This is a genomic window from Zhongshania borealis, from assembly GCF_039539625.1.
GTDB lineage: Bacteria > Pseudomonadota > Gammaproteobacteria > Pseudomonadales > Spongiibacteraceae > Spongiibacter > Spongiibacter borealis.
In genome coordinates this window covers 1,122,833-1,139,801 of the sequence record NZ_BAABDM010000001.1, presented here as the reverse complement: position 1 = coordinate 1,139,801, position 16,969 = coordinate 1,122,833, and the positions used below count along the sequence as shown (strand labels likewise).

The following is a 16,969-nucleotide window of genomic DNA, read 5'->3' as shown; positions in this document are numbered from 1 at the left end:
TTTTAAACCTCAGTTTTGCTGTTGTTTTCAACTAATTTTGCTAACTGACTGACGCTGGCGAAGTAGGATTTCACGTCGTCGGTATCTGGGTTTAGTTTAATGCCGTATTTTTTTTGCAGCGCAACGCCAATTTCCAGAGCATCAATTGAGTCGAGTCCAAGGCCTTCATTAAATAGTGGATCATGGTCAGCGATATCGTCAACTGAGATGTCTTCCAAGTCCAATGTCTCGATCAACAGGGCTTTCAGCTCCTGAATTATTTCTTGTGTACTCATATGGCTGGCTTTCCTGTGAAAAATAATGCTCTAGGTATTTGGTTAACCGGCGTGCGCCAAGGGTGGCTGGCCCCTCGGTAAATTGCGCAATAGAAATATCGTCTTTAACATCGATTGATATTGCAAATGGCCGATCCGGTATATGATACCACTTGTGCTGTTTACTGAGAGTAATCGGTTCGCAGCGTATAATAATTGGCGTAATGTTGGTATTGCTTCTAATGGCAATATTGGCTGCGCCGCGTTGCATGTGTAATGGTTGGCCCACGGTGCTACGGGTCCCTTCTGGAAATACAATAAGTATGCCTTCGTCGGCTATTACGCTATCGAGCAAATTATCGCTACCGTCATTGGTTATATAGCCCGCGAGTGTTATAAATCCACGCATAGCCGGATTGCTGAGGAGTTTACCCTTAACAATACAGCTAGCATTTGGGATTAGGGCGACCAAAAATACTACATCAATTAAAGTTGGGTGATTTGCCAAAACCAAGCCGCTGCTGCGCTGCAGTTTTTCGATGCCGCGAATATCCCAACGTAAGATGCCTAAGGCACGCATCATGTGAATAAAAGTTTTGAAAGAAAGGTGAGTGAGGCGCCTTGCTAATTGACGTCGCCTTTGGCCTCGGGCGATAAGGAACAGTATTGGCGTGCTAATAATGGGAATAATCACTCCGCCAATACCAAAGAGTGAAAACGAAATTGCAGTTGCGATTAGGCGCCAGTAGTAATTAATACGCTTGAGAATATTCATAAGCTTACTGCTTGCATATTTTCCAACTTTGACCGTTGTGCTTGAGGTTAAAGTTGGATGAGTTTGAGCTTAAGAAATTATTGAACCGTAGCTCAATGTGCATTTCGTCTTGATTGTTGTTGCTAACGGGGTTTTGTTCTGGCGACAATAGCAAGCTGTTACCTCTCGTTAGAACGAAGCAGGTGGCATAAGGCGTTTCGACTAGTTCCTGCTCTTCACGATAAATCTCCGGTGTACTGACGTCGCAGATTACACACAATATTTTGTTGTGACCTTCAGCCAATAAGCCGCAAGCTTCGAGCAGCACTGGCACAAGGGGATCGATAGCCGCAATGGTTGAAATATTGCCGCGCAATGCTTGGTGGATAGATATGACACCACAAATAGCATTGTGTACTGCCAAACTGAAATTCATTGGTGAGACGGTTTGTTGGTCCGCCAATTCCTGCAATATTGCAAGAGTGCGTTCGATGTCACCGTGCCTGCTGGCGTATACCACGGGGGTGTCATCATTTTTTTCGCTGTGTCGCAAAATTTCACTGGCGGCCGCCCGCCCGAGAAGATTGAGGCGTCGACGAAGCAGTGGCGGTATGTTCTGGACGTCTGGGGTCGATGAATAGGTGAGCTTGGAGTTCGGCTCCAGTCCAGCTATTGGCGTACCTGCCCACCCTGACCAGCTAGAAATTGCAAACGGTATAGACATCCCTAGTCCATCGTTGTGAAGTACTTCGACAGGTAGTGGTTGTTTGATTAATCGCCAACTACCTGAATGCGCAGCAATTCTACCAGATATTAGACTCGTAACAAGCTGTCTCGAGGGCCTTTGCGGCTTAGGGTAATAGTGATAGGGGGCTTGATTCGTGGTTTTGGCTTACGTAGGATGCTTGGATCTTCGTATAGACATCGGGTAGGAGTGAACAGAATGAAACGGATTTTAATTTTAGTTGTGGCGTTAATGGCAGTAAGTATTAACGTAAATGCTAGAGATACCAAACATTTAATGTCGATTGAATCTGCGATGGCGCGGGCGGATTTTAAAGAGCGCTTGAATTCGTCTGTACGCTTTTATTTTGGCGATCAAGCCCATCCCACGCCTACTCAGCGCTTTGGCGAACGTGTCACCAGTAAAAAGACCAACGGCTTTAATAAAACCGATCGCGAAAGCTGTGAATGGGTGCTTTTATCTGCATTGCTGGCACTGGAGAAGAGCGCAATCGCTGCTGGCGGTAATGCGGTGGTTAACATCAGAAGTTTTTATAACAAGAATGCGTTTTCTAGTACCACTGAGTATGAATGCCATACCGGTGCGATCATTACTGGCGTAGCCTTAACAGGTGATGTGGTGAAATTACCATAAATTGTTAAGTTGCGGATGGTTGTGGCGGTAGCACTCGCGCTGCCCAACTGATCCCGTGGAGTATTTCGGCAAAGGGTGCTGATGTTTTTACACCTTTTGCCGGAATATTTCCCATATTTACTTTTCTTGAAGCTGGACCGTTACTCTACATAATACTGCTTTAGCTGCCTGCGTTTCTGGGCGTCCAGGCCTATTTCTGTTTCGAGATAATTGTTAATAGAGCCGTAATTTTCATCAACTGCGTTCAATGCGGCGTCGAGGAATTCGCGGCGGGTCGATGTGAGTGTTGCAAATAGTTCTAGGTCAACTTCGGGATTGTCTGCTGCGTACTTGTTAGTGAGGTAATCAAGTTCCCCTGCCGGTGGGTAGTATTGCGCGGTGAGAAGGTAGTCTTCCATTATGGTGCTGCGCGGGACATCCAGCGCCGACAAAATTAGCGCAGCGGCGAAGCCGGTGCGGTCTTTGCCGGCAGAGCAGTGGAAAAGAAACGCACCACCGTCTGTACTTAGTAATAGCTCGAACATTTGCCGAAATCGCTGGCTGTGATTTAATGCGAGTTCGCGATTGATCTGCTGCATCCAAAGCGCCATGTCGTTTGCATTAATCAAACTGATATCGACAAAATTTTGCTGGTTGCCTGGGCTAATACTAAGGTTGTGTATTACGGCATTCGATTGCTGGCTGAGTTTGGTGACATCTTGTTGGTATTCATTTGCATTGCGAAAGTCGCATATGATTTTAATCTCATATGCGCTCAGTAGATGCTGATCGCTGGGGCTAAGTCCAGATAGGCGTCCGCCGCGCAGTAATTTCTTCCAGCGTGTTGTGCCACCGTCGTGGGTTGGATAGCCGCCGAGGTCGCGAATATTGGGCGCGCCGTCCAAGAGGAGTCGGCGCTGATTGTCGGCAGGTTTGGCCATGAGAGCTTATCGTTTCCGGAGAATTAAGCTGCCAATTGAGTAGCCTGCGCCAAAGGAGCAAATAACGCCAATATCACCGGTAATGAAATCGTCATGGTATTTGGCGAAAGCAATTATAGAGCCCGCTGAAGCAGTATTTGCATATTCATCTAATACAACCGGTGCCTCTTCAATTGTGGCATCGCGGCCTAATAAGCGTCTGCTGATCAACAAGTTCATGTTGATGTTAGCTTGGTGGAGCCACCAGCGCTTTAAGTCAGATACTTGGATACCTTCGCTCTGTAGATGGCTTTCGATGTGCTCTGCTGCCATTGGGCAAACTTCTTTAAATACCTTTCGGCCATTTTGATGGAACAGTTTGTCGGCTGAGTACGGGTCTTCATCCGTTGTGCGTGTTGTATAGCCAAAGTTAGAACGGATGTTATTCGAGTAGGCGGTGACGCATTTACTGCTAAGCACATCAAAAGCGTGGTCTGATTGACAGGTGTCGCTACTTTCGACAATTACGGCGGTCGCGACGTCACCAAAGATGAAGTGTGAGTCTCGATCAGTGAAATTTATTTGCGGGGTAGTGAGTTCAGGGTTGATAACCAATACGCCTTTTGACGTTCCGCTTTTAACCGCGTCAACCGCTCGCTGTAAGCCAAAGGTCGCTGCGGAGCAGGCAACGAGCATGTCAAAGCCAAATCCCTTGATCCCGAGTGCAGCCTGTACTTCTATCGCAATGGCAGGGTAGGAGCGCTGAGTGTAGGCGCAGGAAACAATGACCATGTCGATGTCGGCGGCTGTTTTGTTCGCGGATTTCAGGGCTTCTTTCGCCGCAGAAATAGCCATTTCCGCTTGATGCGAGACTTGCTCGTCATCGCGTACGTCCAATATGGGGCGCATGCGCTTTATGTCTAAAATGCCATCTTTGGCGTAGACGTAGCGGCTTTTAATACCAGAGGCTTTTTCGATAAAGGCTGGGCTAGAAAACGGTTTTTCGGCCAGTTCACCAGCTTCGATCGCGCTCTTGTTTTCAAGGTTAAAGTTCTCAGCCCAGGCGTTATAGCTTGCAACGAGCTCTTCATTGCTAATGCTATGTGTTGGAGTCCATAGGCCCACCCCGCTTATGACAACAGAGGAGTTCATGTGATTTATCCCTATTCGTTCATGTAAAGTATTAAGTGGGAGTGTGACGGACAACGCTCATGCAGTCTATATATTGCAATAACAAAACGGCGAAGACATGTTGAATTCGTGTGTCAGCGCAAGATTTGCCCCTAGCTGAGAGTCGCTTCAGGCCTAGGCCTGAGTGCTTTTTTAACAGGAAAAAACGTGTTTTATCGATTCTGTAGAGTGTCGGTCTCACTTCAGGATAGTCACTATGTCGCATATAGTGTCCTACCTGTGTCATTGGTACTAGACATTTCCATGGCGACCTTTTATTCTCCTTCGTATTCGAAATTCCAATAATAAGTTAGCGTAAGTCATTCTGATAACAGCTTGTATACATAATAAATTTTAGATAATCCGAGGTGGGGCGCAACGCTAATGTTTTTATCGTTGCGAATAGCTGAAATTAATGTTCCACCATAATAATAAGTGAAGCGTCGATGAATTTTATGGCAAACCCCAAGAAAACACCGGCTATTGATGGTCGATCTCGTGGTTTTACCCTGCAGCGAATGCTAGTGATCTTGGCGGTGTCGCTCGCCTTGAGTTTAATCGTATTCCTGTTGTGGAAGATGCTCCGTAACCCTTTAGAGACTGGGCTTCATGTAATACGCCTGGAGCAAATAGACAGTGCCGCCAAAGCCGACGTCGAGCTTAATCAGCAAATATTGCGAGCACGTTTGGCGCTTGAGTCTGGCGCTAGAGACTTGGAATTGGCGCGTGACCGATTTGATATTGCTCAAAGTGCGTTGAGCAGTGGTCAGGCGGGTTTGAGCGGTTTGAATGACGAAATGGACGACGCCTTACAGGCTTATCGCCTGCAAGCGAGCGACAAATTGAGCCTGTTAAATGATTATTCGGCTCGTTTGGCGCGCTTGGCGCAGCATTTCTCAGTGATGCGGGTAGCCGGAATCTCGGTGCTTAACGCCCCAGTGGTTAATGAGTCTGAGTCACTTCGTAAACGTGTAATGATGTTGCTCCAAGAGGCAACCGCTTACAGCTTGCAATCGTCGCCTGAGAACGCCGATCTGATTAATCGTCTTGGCGGAGAAGTTAGTGAGGCGGCCGAGCAGCTTGATAATGACGCGGCACGCGGCGCGTTGCGGCACCTGTTAGAAACTGTCGATTTATTGCGCAGTAGTCGCGATGAGTTACAGTCGTTGATAGCTCAGTTTGACTCGATTGAAACTGGTATAGCTCTGCAGAGCTTACAGGCCGCATATGAAAAGCATTTCCAAGGCTTACAAGATACTGCCCGCCGGTATCGCCAAACCCTCGCGGTATATGCCGTGGCCTTACTACTGGCATTTGGCTTGATTGCGGTGCGTTTACGGTCAAGCTTCTCGGCACTCGATAGCGCGAATAATGAATTGCAGGACACTAATAGTAATCTGGAAGAAATTGTTAACAAGCGGACCCAAGCCCTGAGTAAAGCACTAGATGATTTAAAAATGCAGCAGGGTCAGTTGATCCAATCTGAGAAGATGGCATCGTTAGGTCAGATGGTGGCGGGTGTCGCCCATGAAATTAATACGCCGCTAGGCTACGCCAGTAGTAACGTCGAAATCATTCGCGAGTCCATTCAGGAAATGGGGCAAGAGGTTGATGCGGAAAGTATCGAAGAATTTGATGTGCTTTTAGCAGATGTTGAATATGGTTTAAATCAGATATCTGAATTGGTTCTGAGTCTTAAGGACTTTAGTCGTGTAGATCGCTCTCAATCTCAGCTTTTTGATTTAAATGCGGGCATTGATACCGCGCTTAAAATTTGTAATAACCAGCTGAAAGATGGCGTTAATGTTGAGCGTAATTATGCTGAACTGCCGGAGATTAGTTGCGCGCCATCACAATTGAATCAGGTCTTTCTTAATCTCATTAATAACGCCGCTCAAGCGATGGATGGCCACGGCCTAATTCAAATTACAACGCGGCAAGTTGGTGAGAATGTTGAAGTTGCTATTCGCGACAGCGGTAGTGGTATGGACGCTGATACTCGCGCCCATATATTTGAACCATTCTTTACGACCAAGGCAGTGGGCAAGGGAACGGGATTGGGCTTGTCGATCGTATTCCGAATTATTGAAGATCATGGTGGCACAATAGAGGTAGAATCTGAGCTTGGTAAAGGTACTGAGTTTGTGGTTCGCCTTCCGGTAAAAAGCGTAGTAAAAGTGGCAGATGTTTCACCTGCGAATGACGTAGTTCTGCTTGGAGAATAATAATGCTTGAACCAGCAAATATGGAAACGACAGAAGCTAAACCGCGCATTTTGTTTGTAGACGACGAACCTCGGATTTTAGTGGCGCTAAAGGCTTTATTTCGTAGAGACTACGATGTAGTTACAGCTAATTCTGGCCCAGCAGCTTTAGACATCTTGCGCGCAGGAGATGTCGATGTCGTCGTCAGTGATCAGCGTATGCCCGAAATGACCGGCGTCGAAGTGTTGCGTTCTGCTAAAGATATTCGACCTCGTGCTATTCGCGTATTACTTACCGGTTATTCAGATCTAAGTGCAATATTGGCAGCAATTAATGACGGCGAGATTTTTCGCTTTATTAATAAGCCGTGGTCGAATGTAGATTTGCGCCAGACTATTGCCGCAGCGGTAAAGGCCTCTGCGATAGAACACGTTGAATCGGCTGTTGAAGAAGGCGTTAATGAGAAAGTTTATATTCCCGGTGTAGATGATGTTGGCACCCTGATTTTAGATGACGATGCAGGGACCCGCGATACCTTGCAGCGGGTGCTAGGTCGAGAGCGTGCTGTTTATTCTGCAAAAAACTTGGATGAGGCCTTTGAACAGCTTGAGAAGCATAAAATTGGTGTGATTATCACAGAGCTCACCGTTGGCGGTGAAGCCGTTATTGATCTGCTTAGTGCGTTACGCCAGTATCATCCAAGTTTAGTTGCGATTGTTCTAACTGGGCAATCTGATGCCGAGCAGGGTATTGATCTAATAAACCGCGGCCAAATTTACCGCTTCTTAAGCAAGCCGATTAGTGAAGGTTTATTGCGCGGCAGTGTTAACTTGGCGATGCGTCGCTACGAAATCTTGCATAAGAATCCCGCTCAAACATTACGCATTGCCGCTGAAGCGGCACCACCGCCAGCAAATGATACTCGTGGGGTATTTAAGCGAATTGGGCGTTTGTTTGGATTGACGGCATAGCTGCACTAGAGCGGAGGTTATATTGTGAGTGAAATGATGGATGCAGTGGCGTCGCCAAGAAAAACCGGGTTTGGGCAATCAGCGGAATCAGTCATTGCTATTTCTTTGCTGGGAGTGTGTGCTGCAGCGGGATTAGCAGCATTTCTATCGTCTGGTAGTGAGCAGAGTGCAACGCCGACCGCCGCCAGTGAGGCCGCGACATTTGAATTGTCTGCGGCGCAAAATGATGAGGCATTGCAATCCGAGGAGCAAGCGGTATTAGCAGAATGGCAGCGCCGTTTGGACGGGGAGTTCAGTCAGCATGAGCAAAGCCAGCTTCAACAGCAACAGCTGGCTACGCTGCAAGAGCAATCTGCAGCATTAGCGGTTGCTCAGGCCGCGGCGGAAGCGGCGGCTCGTGCCGCTGAAGCCGCTGAAACCCGCGCCAATAATGCTGAAAAGGCGCGTCAACAAGCGCTTGCATCGGCGCGTGCCCGAGTTGTTGCACCGCCGAGTGAAGAGTTGCCGGCCACAAAGGAGGAGGTTAAGCCAGCCGTGGTTAGCCGTCGTCCTGCAACGATAGACTGGGATAGCTGTGCACGGCCTCAGTACCCCGACGAATCTGTCCGACTAGGGCAGCAGGGTACGGTTACCATGGAGTTCTCGCTTGATACTTTGGGCGTAGTTCAGGACGGTAAGATAATAGAGTCTAGCGGAACTCGGCGTCTTGACTATCGTGCCTTGTCGGCTTTGTCCAAATGCAAGTTTGAGCCAGAACTTGTGAACGGAAAACCGGTAGAATCCTTAACGCAGCTGCGCTTTACTTGGAAGCTAACGCGTTAGAATTTAGGTCATTTGCGAGAGTAGATGACCTTGTCAGCCATTCTTTAAAATCTTTTTTACCTGTCGAATTATTCTTTTTCGGCGGGTTCTGTGTTTACCTCTTTCTCTACCGGTTCTGGTGTCTTGTCTTTTAGCCGGTAGGCGAATGCAATAATTTCGGCAACGGCAACATAGAGTTCTCGCGGTATTTCGTCGTCTAGTTCTACCTGGCTAAGCAGCTGAATGAGCTGTGGATTTCGGTAGATAGGTATATCGTGCTCAGTGGCCAATAACAATATTTGTTTTGCAACTTCGCCCTCACCTTTAGCGCTGACTGTTGGGGCGGTGCTTCCGTCGTACTGCAGCGAAACGGCAATTTCGCCTGGTGCCCGACTCATGCTTTGTCCTCTAGTAGCGAGTGGTTGCTCAGTGGCGAACTTGCCGCAGGGCTAATTCCTGTGTGGGTAAGAATCTCGGTGTCGGTAATTCCTTGCTCTTCTAAACTTTGACTGAGCTCATGCTGGCGCTGTTCGATAAGGGCGCGCGTTGCCTGATTTTCAGTGTTAAAGGTAATGGCTAGTTGCTTGCCGTGCTGAATAACTTTGGTGTTGATTGCCCCTAAACCCGGCAAATCGAAATTTAAGTTAATTTGCCAGCGTCTTAGATGTTTATCCTCACTTGCGGTGTCGTTGGGCTCCTGTTCCTGTTCATCTGGTGAGCGCTGCCATTGCAGCTGTATCTGCCAGATATCAACACCGTCATTGCTTCGTACCGGCAGCTCGACGAGATATTGGCTCTGTTGTGGGTCTTTCTGTTGCAAGTGAAGCAGCTGGTGGGATTCGAGTCGAGCGATTGCGCCGCGACTATCTTGCAGCAGTTGTTTGAGCACAGCTTCGTGATTAAGTTTTGGGTCGAGTAATTCTGTTGGAAGCCGAGGTTGTGAACGTAATACGCCGGGCAAATCACTGCTTGGCGGCTGGCTGCTGTAGCTGGTGCTCAAATTTGATTTCGCATTGCTCGGTGTTGCGCTGGGGTTTGCTGGGCTATTTGTAGGTAGTGATAGCTCGGGCTTTGTGGCTGCGCCACGTGCAAGCCCGCTATAGTCTTGAATGAGCTTATTCGTTTTGTTTGCGCCTTCCTGTGAATTCGACGCGTTGCTCAAGCGGAGGTTCTCAAGTTGTTGGGCCAGCCGTAATAGGGCGCTTTTTAAATCGTTTGGCGGCGCGATGCCCGCAGCTAGCTGACCTTCCATAAAAAATCCGCTACTAAGAATAGCCTCTCGTAAGCCGGCGGGGTCGGATACTTGTTGGCGGGAGGGAAGGGTGTTTAAAAGGCCGCTAGTTAAATTCTTTAGTGCGGGGTCGCCGGGGCTACTTAGTAGCTGATTTATGCTGGCGACTAGCTGATTGACGCTTTGCTGTTGGGGTAGCATGGCTTTGAGCAGGGGTGCTATCGCGCTGTTATTGGTGTTAAGTACTTGTAGCGTTGGACGTTGATTGGCGTCTTTGCCAGTCACTTGCAGTAATAGCTGTTCACCGCGACGCAGAGCCGTTTGGCTCTCTGCCATTAACCGCAAATTACCCGATGCAAGTTCGTATAGGTGTTCCGCGCGTTGGCCCATAACAACGGCATTAAGCACCTTGTCAGTCGGCAAGATCGGCGCCGGCCCAGCCGGGCGATTAAATGCCGCTGGCTGTGTCGCGTTGCTCGGATTAATAATTACCATAAGTGGTTCATTTGCTTAACGCTTGAGTATCTCATATTAGCGGCATTTATCGGCTAAGCTTGAATTTAATTGTATCGTGCACGATATAATTGTGCGCGATACAAATATCTGTTTCAATGTATGGTCTATTAAAACGATTTTTACTGGCTGTGATTGGCTTCAGGGAGTGCATTATGACAACACTATACGATTTTGAAATTAGCAATTTGCAGGGTAAAGAGCTGGACTTAACTGCGTATAAGGGCAAGGTTGTGCTCGTTGTGAATACCGCCAGTAAGTGTGGCTTAACGCCCCAGTACGAAGGTTTGCAAGCGTTATATGAAAAATATCAAGAGCAGGGTTTGGTGATTTTGGGCGCGCCTTGTAATCAATTTGCGAATCAGGAGCCAGGCGATGCCGGTACGATTGAGGGCAGCTGTCTTATCAATTACGGGGTTAGCTTTCCGATTACTGAGAAAATTGATGTGAATGGTAAGAATGCACATCCGTTATTTGCGTACTTGAAAAAGGCTGCGCCGGGAACGTTAAGCAACGCGGTTAAATGGAATTTTACCAAGTTCCTTGTCGGCAAAGACGGTGTTGCAATTAAGCGTTTTGCACCCACTACAAAGCCGGAAAATATCGTCGCGGATATTGAAGCGGCGCTTACTGCATGAATGTAGGTTTGGAGTCGACGCCGATGCTGACGCAGCTACAGCTGGGGAATCAATTGTGTTTTCCCTTGTATGCGAGCTCGCGCCTTATCACGCGGCTATATCAAGAATATCTGACACCGCTTGGGCTGACGTACCCGCAATATATTGTCATGATGATTTTGTGGGAGCATGCGCCGTGTTCAATTAAAGTGGTTGGCGATAAAGCCCTACTCAATACGAATACCCTGACGCCGCTCCTAAAGCGCTTGGAGCAACTGGGCTATATTCATCGGCAGCGGGCAGATAGTGATGAGCGAATGGTGCTGATTCACCTAAGCGAGGCCGGTGTGGTATTGCAGCAACAGTGTAGTGAGATTCCAGCGCAGTTGGTGACCAAGCTCGGCGTAGAGCCTGCGGCACTGCTGAGTTTGAAAAAGCTGTTGGATGAGATATTCCCGGCGCTTTGCGAGCATATAGATAATTGAATGATCTTGCATATTTTTTTGCATAAAAAAACGGGCTCCAAGGAGCCCGTTTTGCTGTGCAATATCTATCGCTTAGTTAAACGCTTTAATGATATTGCCTAGCATTTCTTTTGCGTCACCGAACAGCATCCGCGTGTTCTCTTTAAAGAACAGTGGGTTGTCGATACCGGCAAAGCCTGAAGCCATTGAGCGCTTCATAACAAAGACATTGCGGGCCATGTCCACGTTAATGACCGGCATGCCGTAGATTGGGCTGCCTTCCATTTCGCGAGCGGCGGGGTTAACCACGTCGTTGGCGCCGATAACGATCGCAACATCGAAGGTTTCCATGCGGGGGTTGATCGCGTCCATTTCCAATAGTAGGTCGTAGGAAACGTCAGCTTCAGCAAGCAATACGTTCATGTGGCCTGGCATGCGACCGGCAACGGGGTGGATTGCGTAAACCACTTCCGCGCCGTTTTTCTCCAACAGCTCTTGAAGCTCCTTAACGACGTGTTGCGCTTGGGCAACGGCCATGCCGTAACCCGGAACGATAACAACACTAGCTGCGGCTTCAAGAATGTAATAAGCGTCTTCTGCGCTCATTGGCTTGGCTTCACCTTCGATCTTCGCTGCGGCGCCGCCAGCAGAGACGGCGCTAAAGCCGCTGAACAGAACGTTGGTGAGTGAGCGGTTCATTGCCTTACACATAATCTGTGTGAGGATAATACCGCTGGCGCCAACAAGTGCGCCTGCCACAATTAGGATGATGTTGTTGATCGCAATACCCGCTGCGCAAGCAGCTAAGCCAGAGTAGCTGTTCAGAAGCGATATAACGACAGGCATATCGGCGCCGCCGATGGGTATAACCAGCATAATACCGAGTAGCAGCGACAGGCCGATAACTACATAAAGGTAGATAGCGACATCGGGGTTGAGCGTGAACATCGCTGAAGTGGCGATAATGGCGAGAATCAGCAGGATGTTGAACACGCGCTGGCCGCCGAACACAATCGATTTGCCTGAAATACGTTCGCTCAGTTTGCCCCAGGCCACCATGCTGCCAGAGAAGGTCACACCACCAATCAGAATTGACAGCACGATAGTGACTAATACGAAGGCGCTGGCATCAGGAAGGCCGTACAAGGCTGCCCAGCCGACGAACAAGCTGGCGATACCACCAAAGCCGTTAAACAGGGCGACCATTTCTGGCATACCCGTCATTTCGACGCTGCGCGCGATCATGGCGCCGATTAAGCCTCCGACAATAATACCTGCGATAATCCATTTGTAGTCAATGATGCTCTGGTCGAGCAGAGTGACTACAACAGCAATAAACATACCCACTGCAGACACTAAGTTACCTTTGCGTGCAGTCGCTGGGGAGCCCAACATTTTTAAGCCAAAAATAAACAGGACGGCAGCTGCCACGTAGGACAGATTCACCAGTAATTCAATACCCATTACTTAGCGCTCCCTTTTTTCTTAAACATAGCCAGCATGCGGTCGGTAACCATATAACCACCGATTACATTGATGGTTGCCATTGCGACGGCGATGGTGCCAAGAATGGTGGCGAGGCCAGAATGTTCCGCGCCAGCAGAGGTTAGTGCACCTACTAAGGTGATGCCTGAGATCGCGTTAGAGCCCGACATTAATGGCGTGTGCAGCGTGGCGGGGACTTTATTGATCAGCTCAAAGCCTAAAAATATAGACAGCATTAAGATGAAAGCTAGATAAACTGCTATTTCCATCATCTTCTCCTAGTTAATCAGTTTTTGAATGGTTTCGTTAACGATTTCGCCGCCATGAGTGATCACGCAGCCTTGTAGAATATCGTTTTCCATATCGATAACCATTTTCTTGTCATCGCCGTTCCAGCCTTCATCAACTAGGTTGAACAGGTTGGCTGAGTACATCTGGCTAGCATCGCGGCTGACGAAATTGGACCAATTGCCATCGCCGATAATTGTTACGCCATCAACTACAACGGTTTCTCCGGCGACAGAGCCTTCGACGTTGCCGCCGCTCTCAGCTGCCATGTCAACAATAACGGAGCCGGGTTTCATGCCCTTAATCATATCGCTAGTGACCAGTACGGGTGGCTTGCGGCCAAACAGCTGAGCGGTAGTGATGACAATGTCAGACTCGGCAATCTGCTTTTTCTGGCCTTCGAGCTGTAATTTCATCTGCTCGTCGGTTAGCGCGAGCGCGTAGCCGTCTTTAGTCTGGCCAGTTTCCCCAAGATCGATCTCTAGGAACTTGCCGCCCAAGGAGCGAACCTGCTCTGCAACAACCGAACGAGTGTCAAAGGCAACAACTTTGGCGCCAAGCCGTTTTGCGGTTGCAATCGCCTGTAGACCTGCAACACCGGCGCCGATGATAAAGGCAGTCGATGGCTTTAGTGTGCCAGCAGGTGTCATCATCATGGGTAGAATGCGTGGCAGTTTAGTTGTGGCAAGCAGCACCATTACATAACCGGCTAAGCTGGCTTGTGAGCTAAGAGCGTCCATTTTCTGCGAGCGGGTGCTGCGTGGGATCATTTCCATGCTGATAGCGCTTACGCCTTGATCGCGGAAAGCCTTAATTAGCGCGTGCTCATTGAATGGGTCTAAGTAGCTAATATGGATGCAGCCAGCTTTCATTTGGCTGATTTCATCTATACTCGGTTTACTGATCCGTAGAATAATTTCTGCTGCCGCGAGAATAGCGTTGCGATCACTGCTGACGGTTGCGCCAGCGTCGATATATTCCTGGTCGCTGAAGCCGCTGCCTAAGCCCAAGCCAGCTTCGATTTGCAATGTTGCGCCGGCCCGGATTAGCTTTTTGGCATCTGTCGGAATGATCGCTACCCGGTTTTCACCGGTGGCGAGTTCTTTTGGGATTCCTATGAGCATCGTTGTAGATCCATTGTGGTTAACTATTTTGTTATGGGGTAAACGACCTAGGATATTACAAGTGGCGTGAATATGCGATAAATGTGTGCGTCATATTGGCTATCTAATTCGAGTAGAAGCCACATAAATCAAGGTGATGGCACCATGCTTCATATTGATAGTTGGCGGGGCGTTGCCGGTTATGAAAAAACGCTGGTCGAAAATCTTCAGCTTGTCGTTTTTTTGAATATCAAATAGTCGTCGATGAGATCTGCTTTGTGGGTGGGTTTAGGCAGATGTACTTATGGTGGCGCGCTAGTGCAGGACTTTACACTGTTTGCTGCTACAGCCTAAATCTAGGTTAATCTTCTCAGTGGAACATGCAGGTAGGCAAGGATGGTTGTAGAGAATGTTGGAAATACAGTTTCAACTAAGTGGCTGACGAATGTTTAATCGTCCAGTCCTGGGGGTAATGCTAACCGCGGTAAGCTATTTTTTTGCTGGTAAGTTAGCTTTACTGCTCGCTATTCCACCTGGGTATGCAACAGCAATATGGCCTGCCGCTGGCATCGCCGTGGCGTTGTTACTTATCTATGGTTATCGTCTGTGGCCTGGTGTTCTGCTGGGTTCTTTTTTAGTTAATTTTGATGTGGCTGCGTTTCAAGCGCAATCATGGTTAGCGTTTTATCCCTCGCTTTGGTTGCCCATTGTCATCGGCGTGGGGGCGAGTTTGCAGGCGATATTTAGCGTGTGGTTGCTGCGACGTTTCGTTAAATATCCCTGCGAGTTAGATACCGTTCAGTCTGTTTGGCGATATATTTTATTTGTATGTGGTGCAGGTTGCTTTGTGGCTGCAAGTATTGGCACGACTGCACTATGGCTTGCCGGAAAGCTTGATGCTGAGAATTTTGGGTTTAATTGGTTTACCTGGTGGGTTGGTGATGGTTTAGGGGTGATGATATTTGCGACCCTGATATTCGTTTTTATAGGGGAGCCGCGTGATGTCTGGCGTAGTCGCCGTCGAATTTTGTCTGCGGTGTTGCTCGGCGTTACCTTTATTGTGGTTGGTTTGTACATTACGGCAAGTCGCTGGGAATTGAGTCGTCAGCACACTGATTTTGATGGTCGCAGTGAGCAAGTGTATCAGCGGGCGCAAGCGATGATAGATTCACATTTGTTGATTTTGCACTCGGTTCAGGGCTTGTTTACGGCTTCTTCAAATGTATCTCACGATGATTTTAGGGAGTTCGCCGAAGGCATATTGGCGAGGAGTTCGGGCTTTCATGCGCTGGCATGGAATGCGCGTGTAGCGGCGAGTGAGCGTGAGTTAATAGAGTCGCAGATGAGTGCCGACCGTCAGGCGCCAGTGTTTGTAACACGGCGTGATCAGAATGGTGAGCTGGTTTTACAGGCTGATAAAGATGACTACGTTGTTATTCGCTATATTGAACCGCTTTCTGTAAATGTAGCGGCTTTAGGGTATGACATAGCGTCGGCAGATGCGCCACGCAAGGCCTTGTTGCGCGCTGCGGCGACAGGTTCTCCGGCTGTTACTGATCCAATTCGCTTGGTCCAAGAAAGTGGTGATCAGCAAGGGGTCGTTATTTATCTGCCTGTGTCCGATAAAACTAAGGCCGGAAACGCTGCGCTAGCTGGGTATGTGAGTGGCGTATTTAGGGTAAGGGATCTGATCGGCTATTTACTGCAGCCGAACTTTTTAAAAGGTTTGTCTGTCTCGGTTTTCGATTCGGCCGGTTCGCTTATTTACCGCAGCGCCGATTTATCCAGTAGCGATAACGGTTTGTTTAGTCAGCGCCGCATGCTGCAGGTGGCAGATCAACAATGGCGGTTTCAGACAGACGCGAATCAGTCGTTTCTTGTAGGCACTCGCTCGGCCGTGCCCTGGGGTATATTGGCAGCAGGGCTGTTGTTTACCGGGCTATTAGGAATGACCTTTTTGGTGCTTACTGGACAGAAATACCGTTCCGAAGTGGCTGGTGAAGAGCTAAGGTTGATGTTGAGTCAGCTCCAGGAAACGCAAGATCATTTGGTCGAGGCCGAAAAGATGGCATCGCTAGGTGGCTTGGTGGCGGGTTTCGCGCATGAGTTAAATACTCCTTTAGGTATTGCGATTACCGCCGAGTCTACTTTGAGTGCAGATTTAAGGCGATTGAATGAGTTGCTCCCTAATCTTGGCGATTCCTCTGCGGAACTTGGCAGCTTGCTGCAGCGCTTGGCGGAGGCATCTCGAATCGTGTTGGCGAATATACAGCGCGCGGGAAATTTGATAAGTAGTTTTAAACAGGTGTCGGTGGATCAATCGACGACCGACACCCGTGAGATTAATTTACATGAATACCTAAGTGATGTGCTTGTGCATCTGTCGCCGAGTTATCGTCACAGTGGCCATGAGGTCGTATTGGATTGCCCTGATGCAATGATGTTGCGCACGGTGCCGGGTGGTTTGGCGCAGGTGGTGATCAATTTATTAAATAACAGTTTGATTCATGCGTTCCCGGAAGGCGAGCACGGTCGTATCGCCTTGCAAATTAGCCAGGTTGATTCGACCGTTAAAATCGTGTTTAGCGACAATGGTGTGGGGATGTCTGAGGAGCAGGCAAAGAAAATTTTTGAGCCCTTCTTCACGACTCGTCGCGGCTCGGGCGGGACCGGCTTGGGTTTGCATCTTGTTTACAATATTGTTCGGCAGCAGCTGCAAGGCCAGATAACAGTAGTTACTCAGCCGAAGCATGGGATGCGATTTGATATTGTATTGCCATTAGCTATCAATAAGTTTGTTGATCGGGGTCGTGGGGCTGTCTGATGCGTCAGAGACT

General features: G+C 48.6%; 17 protein-coding genes. 7 read left to right on the top strand and 10 right to left on the bottom strand.

Translation table 11 applies throughout. The features are described from left to right. Positions 1-2: 2 nt before the first annotated feature. From ABD836_RS05390 to ABD836_RS05380, 3 genes are read right to left on the bottom strand one after another with little or no spacing between them, the layout of a single operon-like run. Positions 3-236, bottom strand: a complete 234-nt coding sequence (locus ABD836_RS05390; RefSeq protein ID WP_344933128.1) for a phosphopantetheine-binding protein — start codon at positions 234-236, stop codon at positions 3-5. Then, entirely contained in the window at positions 199-1,029 is an 831-nt protein-coding gene (locus ABD836_RS05385) for a lysophospholipid acyltransferase family protein (RefSeq protein ID WP_344933126.1), read from the bottom strand. Before ABD836_RS05385 ends, ABD836_RS05390 begins: the two co-directional genes overlap by 38 nt. Before the next feature lie 4 nt (positions 1,030-1,033). Then, a complete protein-coding gene (locus tag ABD836_RS05380; protein ID WP_344933124.1) occupies positions 1,034-1,732 on the bottom strand; it encodes a beta-ketoacyl synthase chain length factor in 699 nt (232 codons plus the stop codon). A 219-nt stretch (positions 1,733-1,951) separates the two neighbouring features. On the opposite strand from ABD836_RS05380, the gene ABD836_RS05375 reads away from it, so the two are divergent. Continuing rightward, positions 1,952-2,386, top strand: a complete 435-nt coding sequence (locus ABD836_RS05375; protein WP_344933122.1) for an excinuclease ATPase subunit — start codon at positions 1,952-1,954, stop codon at positions 2,384-2,386. Between the two features lie 140 nt (positions 2,387-2,526). On the opposite strand, the gene ABD836_RS05370 is transcribed toward ABD836_RS05375, so the two are convergent. Next, positions 2,527-3,306: a tyrosine-protein phosphatase gene (locus ABD836_RS05370; RefSeq protein WP_344933120.1), complete on the bottom strand. Its 780-nt coding sequence runs from the start codon at positions 3,304-3,306 to the stop codon at positions 2,527-2,529. Between the two features lie 6 nt (positions 3,307-3,312). Further along, positions 3,313-4,437, bottom strand: a complete 1,125-nt coding sequence (locus tag ABD836_RS05365; RefSeq protein ID WP_344933118.1) for a beta-ketoacyl-ACP synthase III — start codon at positions 4,435-4,437, stop codon at positions 3,313-3,315. A gap of 464 nt (positions 4,438-4,901) precedes the next feature. On the opposite strand from ABD836_RS05365, the gene ABD836_RS05360 reads away from it, so the two are divergent. The 3 genes from ABD836_RS05360 to ABD836_RS05350 are packed head-to-tail and all read left to right on the top strand — an operon-like array spanning position 4,902 to position 8,452. After that, a complete protein-coding gene (locus tag ABD836_RS05360) occupies positions 4,902-6,680 on the top strand; it encodes an ATP-binding protein (protein ID WP_344933115.1) in 1,779 nt (592 codons plus the stop codon). A gap of 2 nt (positions 6,681-6,682) precedes the next feature. Continuing rightward, positions 6,683-7,630: a response regulator gene (locus tag ABD836_RS05355; protein ID WP_344933113.1), complete on the top strand. Its 948-nt coding sequence runs from the start codon at positions 6,683-6,685 to the stop codon at positions 7,628-7,630. Positions 7,631-7,663: 33 nt separating this feature from the next. After that, positions 7,664-8,452 carry an energy transducer TonB gene (locus ABD836_RS05350; RefSeq protein WP_344933579.1) on the top strand — a complete coding sequence of 263 codons (789 nt, stop codon included), beginning with the start codon at positions 7,664-7,666 and terminating at the stop codon, positions 8,450-8,452. 68 nt (positions 8,453-8,520) lie between these two features. On the opposite strand, the gene ABD836_RS05345 is transcribed toward ABD836_RS05350, so the two are convergent. Together ABD836_RS05345 and fliK are read right to left on the bottom strand one after the other, a co-directional pair. After that, on the bottom strand, positions 8,521-8,829 hold the full coding sequence (locus ABD836_RS05345; RefSeq protein ID WP_344933111.1) for an EscU/YscU/HrcU family type III secretion system export apparatus switch protein: 309 nt from the start codon (positions 8,827-8,829) through the stop codon (positions 8,521-8,523). After that, the gene (gene fliK, locus ABD836_RS05340) at positions 8,826-10,157 is read right to left on the bottom strand and encodes a flagellar hook-length control protein FliK (protein WP_344933108.1); all 1,332 of its coding nucleotides are present in this window, start codon (positions 10,155-10,157) and stop codon (positions 8,826-8,828) included. Before fliK ends, ABD836_RS05345 begins: the two co-directional genes overlap by 4 nt. A 173-nt stretch (positions 10,158-10,330) precedes the next feature. Here fliK and ABD836_RS05335 point away from each other — a divergent pair, with 173 nt between their 5' ends. Together ABD836_RS05335 and ABD836_RS05330 are read left to right on the top strand one after the other, a co-directional pair. Beyond that, positions 10,331-10,813: a glutathione peroxidase gene (locus tag ABD836_RS05335; protein WP_344933106.1), complete on the top strand. Its 483-nt coding sequence runs from the start codon at positions 10,331-10,333 to the stop codon at positions 10,811-10,813. Then, positions 10,810-11,277, top strand: a complete 468-nt coding sequence (locus ABD836_RS05330; RefSeq protein WP_344933104.1) for a MarR family winged helix-turn-helix transcriptional regulator — start codon at positions 10,810-10,812, stop codon at positions 11,275-11,277. The genes ABD836_RS05335 and ABD836_RS05330 overlap by 4 nt, the downstream gene beginning before the upstream one ends. 72 nt (positions 11,278-11,349) lie before the next feature. Here ABD836_RS05330 and ABD836_RS05325 read toward each other — a convergent pair whose 3' ends face one another. From ABD836_RS05325 to ABD836_RS05315, 3 genes are read right to left on the bottom strand one after another with little or no spacing between them, the layout of a single operon-like run. Next, complete coding sequence (locus tag ABD836_RS05325; RefSeq protein WP_344933103.1) at positions 11,350-12,720, bottom strand: NAD(P)(+) transhydrogenase (Re/Si-specific) subunit beta; 1,371 nt, start codon at positions 12,718-12,720, stop codon at positions 11,350-11,352. Beyond that, positions 12,720-13,010, bottom strand: a complete 291-nt coding sequence (locus ABD836_RS05320; protein ID WP_344933101.1) for an NAD(P) transhydrogenase subunit alpha part 2 — start codon at positions 13,008-13,010, stop codon at positions 12,720-12,722. The genes ABD836_RS05325 and ABD836_RS05320 overlap by 1 nt, the downstream gene beginning before the upstream one ends. 9 nt (positions 13,011-13,019) lie before the next feature. Then, positions 13,020-14,153 carry an NAD(P) transhydrogenase subunit alpha gene (locus ABD836_RS05315; RefSeq protein ID WP_344933099.1) on the bottom strand — a complete coding sequence of 378 codons (1,134 nt, stop codon included), beginning with the start codon at positions 14,151-14,153 and terminating at the stop codon, positions 13,020-13,022. A gap of 424 nt (positions 14,154-14,577) precedes the next feature. Here ABD836_RS05315 and ABD836_RS05310 point away from each other — a divergent pair, with 424 nt between their 5' ends. After that, positions 14,578-16,956, top strand: coding sequence for a CHASE domain-containing protein (locus ABD836_RS05310; protein ID WP_344933097.1), 2,379 nt, complete (start codon positions 14,578-14,580; stop codon positions 16,954-16,956). The last annotated feature ends 13 nt before the right edge of the window (positions 16,957-16,969 follow it).

What these genes read in the sequence shown, in the direction of transcription:
- ABD836_RS05360 (WP_344933115.1), top strand. Translation starts at nt 4,902, where the DNA reads ATGAATTTTATGGCAAACCCCAAGAAAACACCGGCTATTGATGGTCGA.
- ABD836_RS05380 (WP_344933124.1), bottom strand. Translation starts at nt 1,732, where the DNA reads ATGTCTATACCGTTTGCAATTTCTAGCTGGTCAGGGTGGGCAGGTACG.
- ABD836_RS05355 (WP_344933113.1), top strand. Translation starts at nt 6,683, where the DNA reads ATGCTTGAACCAGCAAATATGGAAACGACAGAAGCTAAACCGCGCATT.
- ABD836_RS05335 (WP_344933106.1), top strand. Translation starts at nt 10,331, where the DNA reads ATGACAACACTATACGATTTTGAAATTAGCAATTTGCAGGGTAAAGAG.
- ABD836_RS05320 (WP_344933101.1), bottom strand. Translation starts at nt 13,010, where the DNA reads ATGGAAATAGCAGTTTATCTAGCTTTCATCTTAATGCTGTCTATATTT.
- ABD836_RS05365 (WP_344933118.1), bottom strand. Translation starts at nt 4,437, where the DNA reads ATGAACTCCTCTGTTGTCATAAGCGGGGTGGGCCTATGGACTCCAACA.
- ABD836_RS05345 (WP_344933111.1), bottom strand. Translation starts at nt 8,829, where the DNA reads ATGAGTCGGGCACCAGGCGAAATTGCCGTTTCGCTGCAGTACGACGGA.
- fliK (WP_344933108.1), bottom strand. Translation starts at nt 10,157, where the DNA reads ATGGTAATTATTAATCCGAGCAACGCGACACAGCCAGCGGCATTTAAT.
- ABD836_RS05375 (WP_344933122.1), top strand. Translation starts at nt 1,952, where the DNA reads ATGAAACGGATTTTAATTTTAGTTGTGGCGTTAATGGCAGTAAGTATT.
- ABD836_RS05310 (WP_344933097.1), top strand. Translation starts at nt 14,578, where the DNA reads ATGTTTAATCGTCCAGTCCTGGGGGTAATGCTAACCGCGGTAAGCTAT.
- ABD836_RS05350 (WP_344933579.1), top strand. Translation starts at nt 7,664, where the DNA reads ATGATGGATGCAGTGGCGTCGCCAAGAAAAACCGGGTTTGGGCAATCA.
- ABD836_RS05385 (WP_344933126.1), bottom strand. Translation starts at nt 1,029, where the DNA reads ATGAATATTCTCAAGCGTATTAATTACTACTGGCGCCTAATCGCAACT.
- ABD836_RS05325 (WP_344933103.1), bottom strand. Translation starts at nt 12,720, where the DNA reads ATGGGTATTGAATTACTGGTGAATCTGTCCTACGTGGCAGCTGCCGTC.
- ABD836_RS05370 (WP_344933120.1), bottom strand. Translation starts at nt 3,306, where the DNA reads ATGGCCAAACCTGCCGACAATCAGCGCCGACTCCTCTTGGACGGCGCG.
- ABD836_RS05315 (WP_344933099.1), bottom strand. Translation starts at nt 14,153, where the DNA reads ATGCTCATAGGAATCCCAAAAGAACTCGCCACCGGTGAAAACCGGGTA.
- ABD836_RS05330 (WP_344933104.1), top strand. Translation starts at nt 10,810, where the DNA reads ATGAATGTAGGTTTGGAGTCGACGCCGATGCTGACGCAGCTACAGCTG.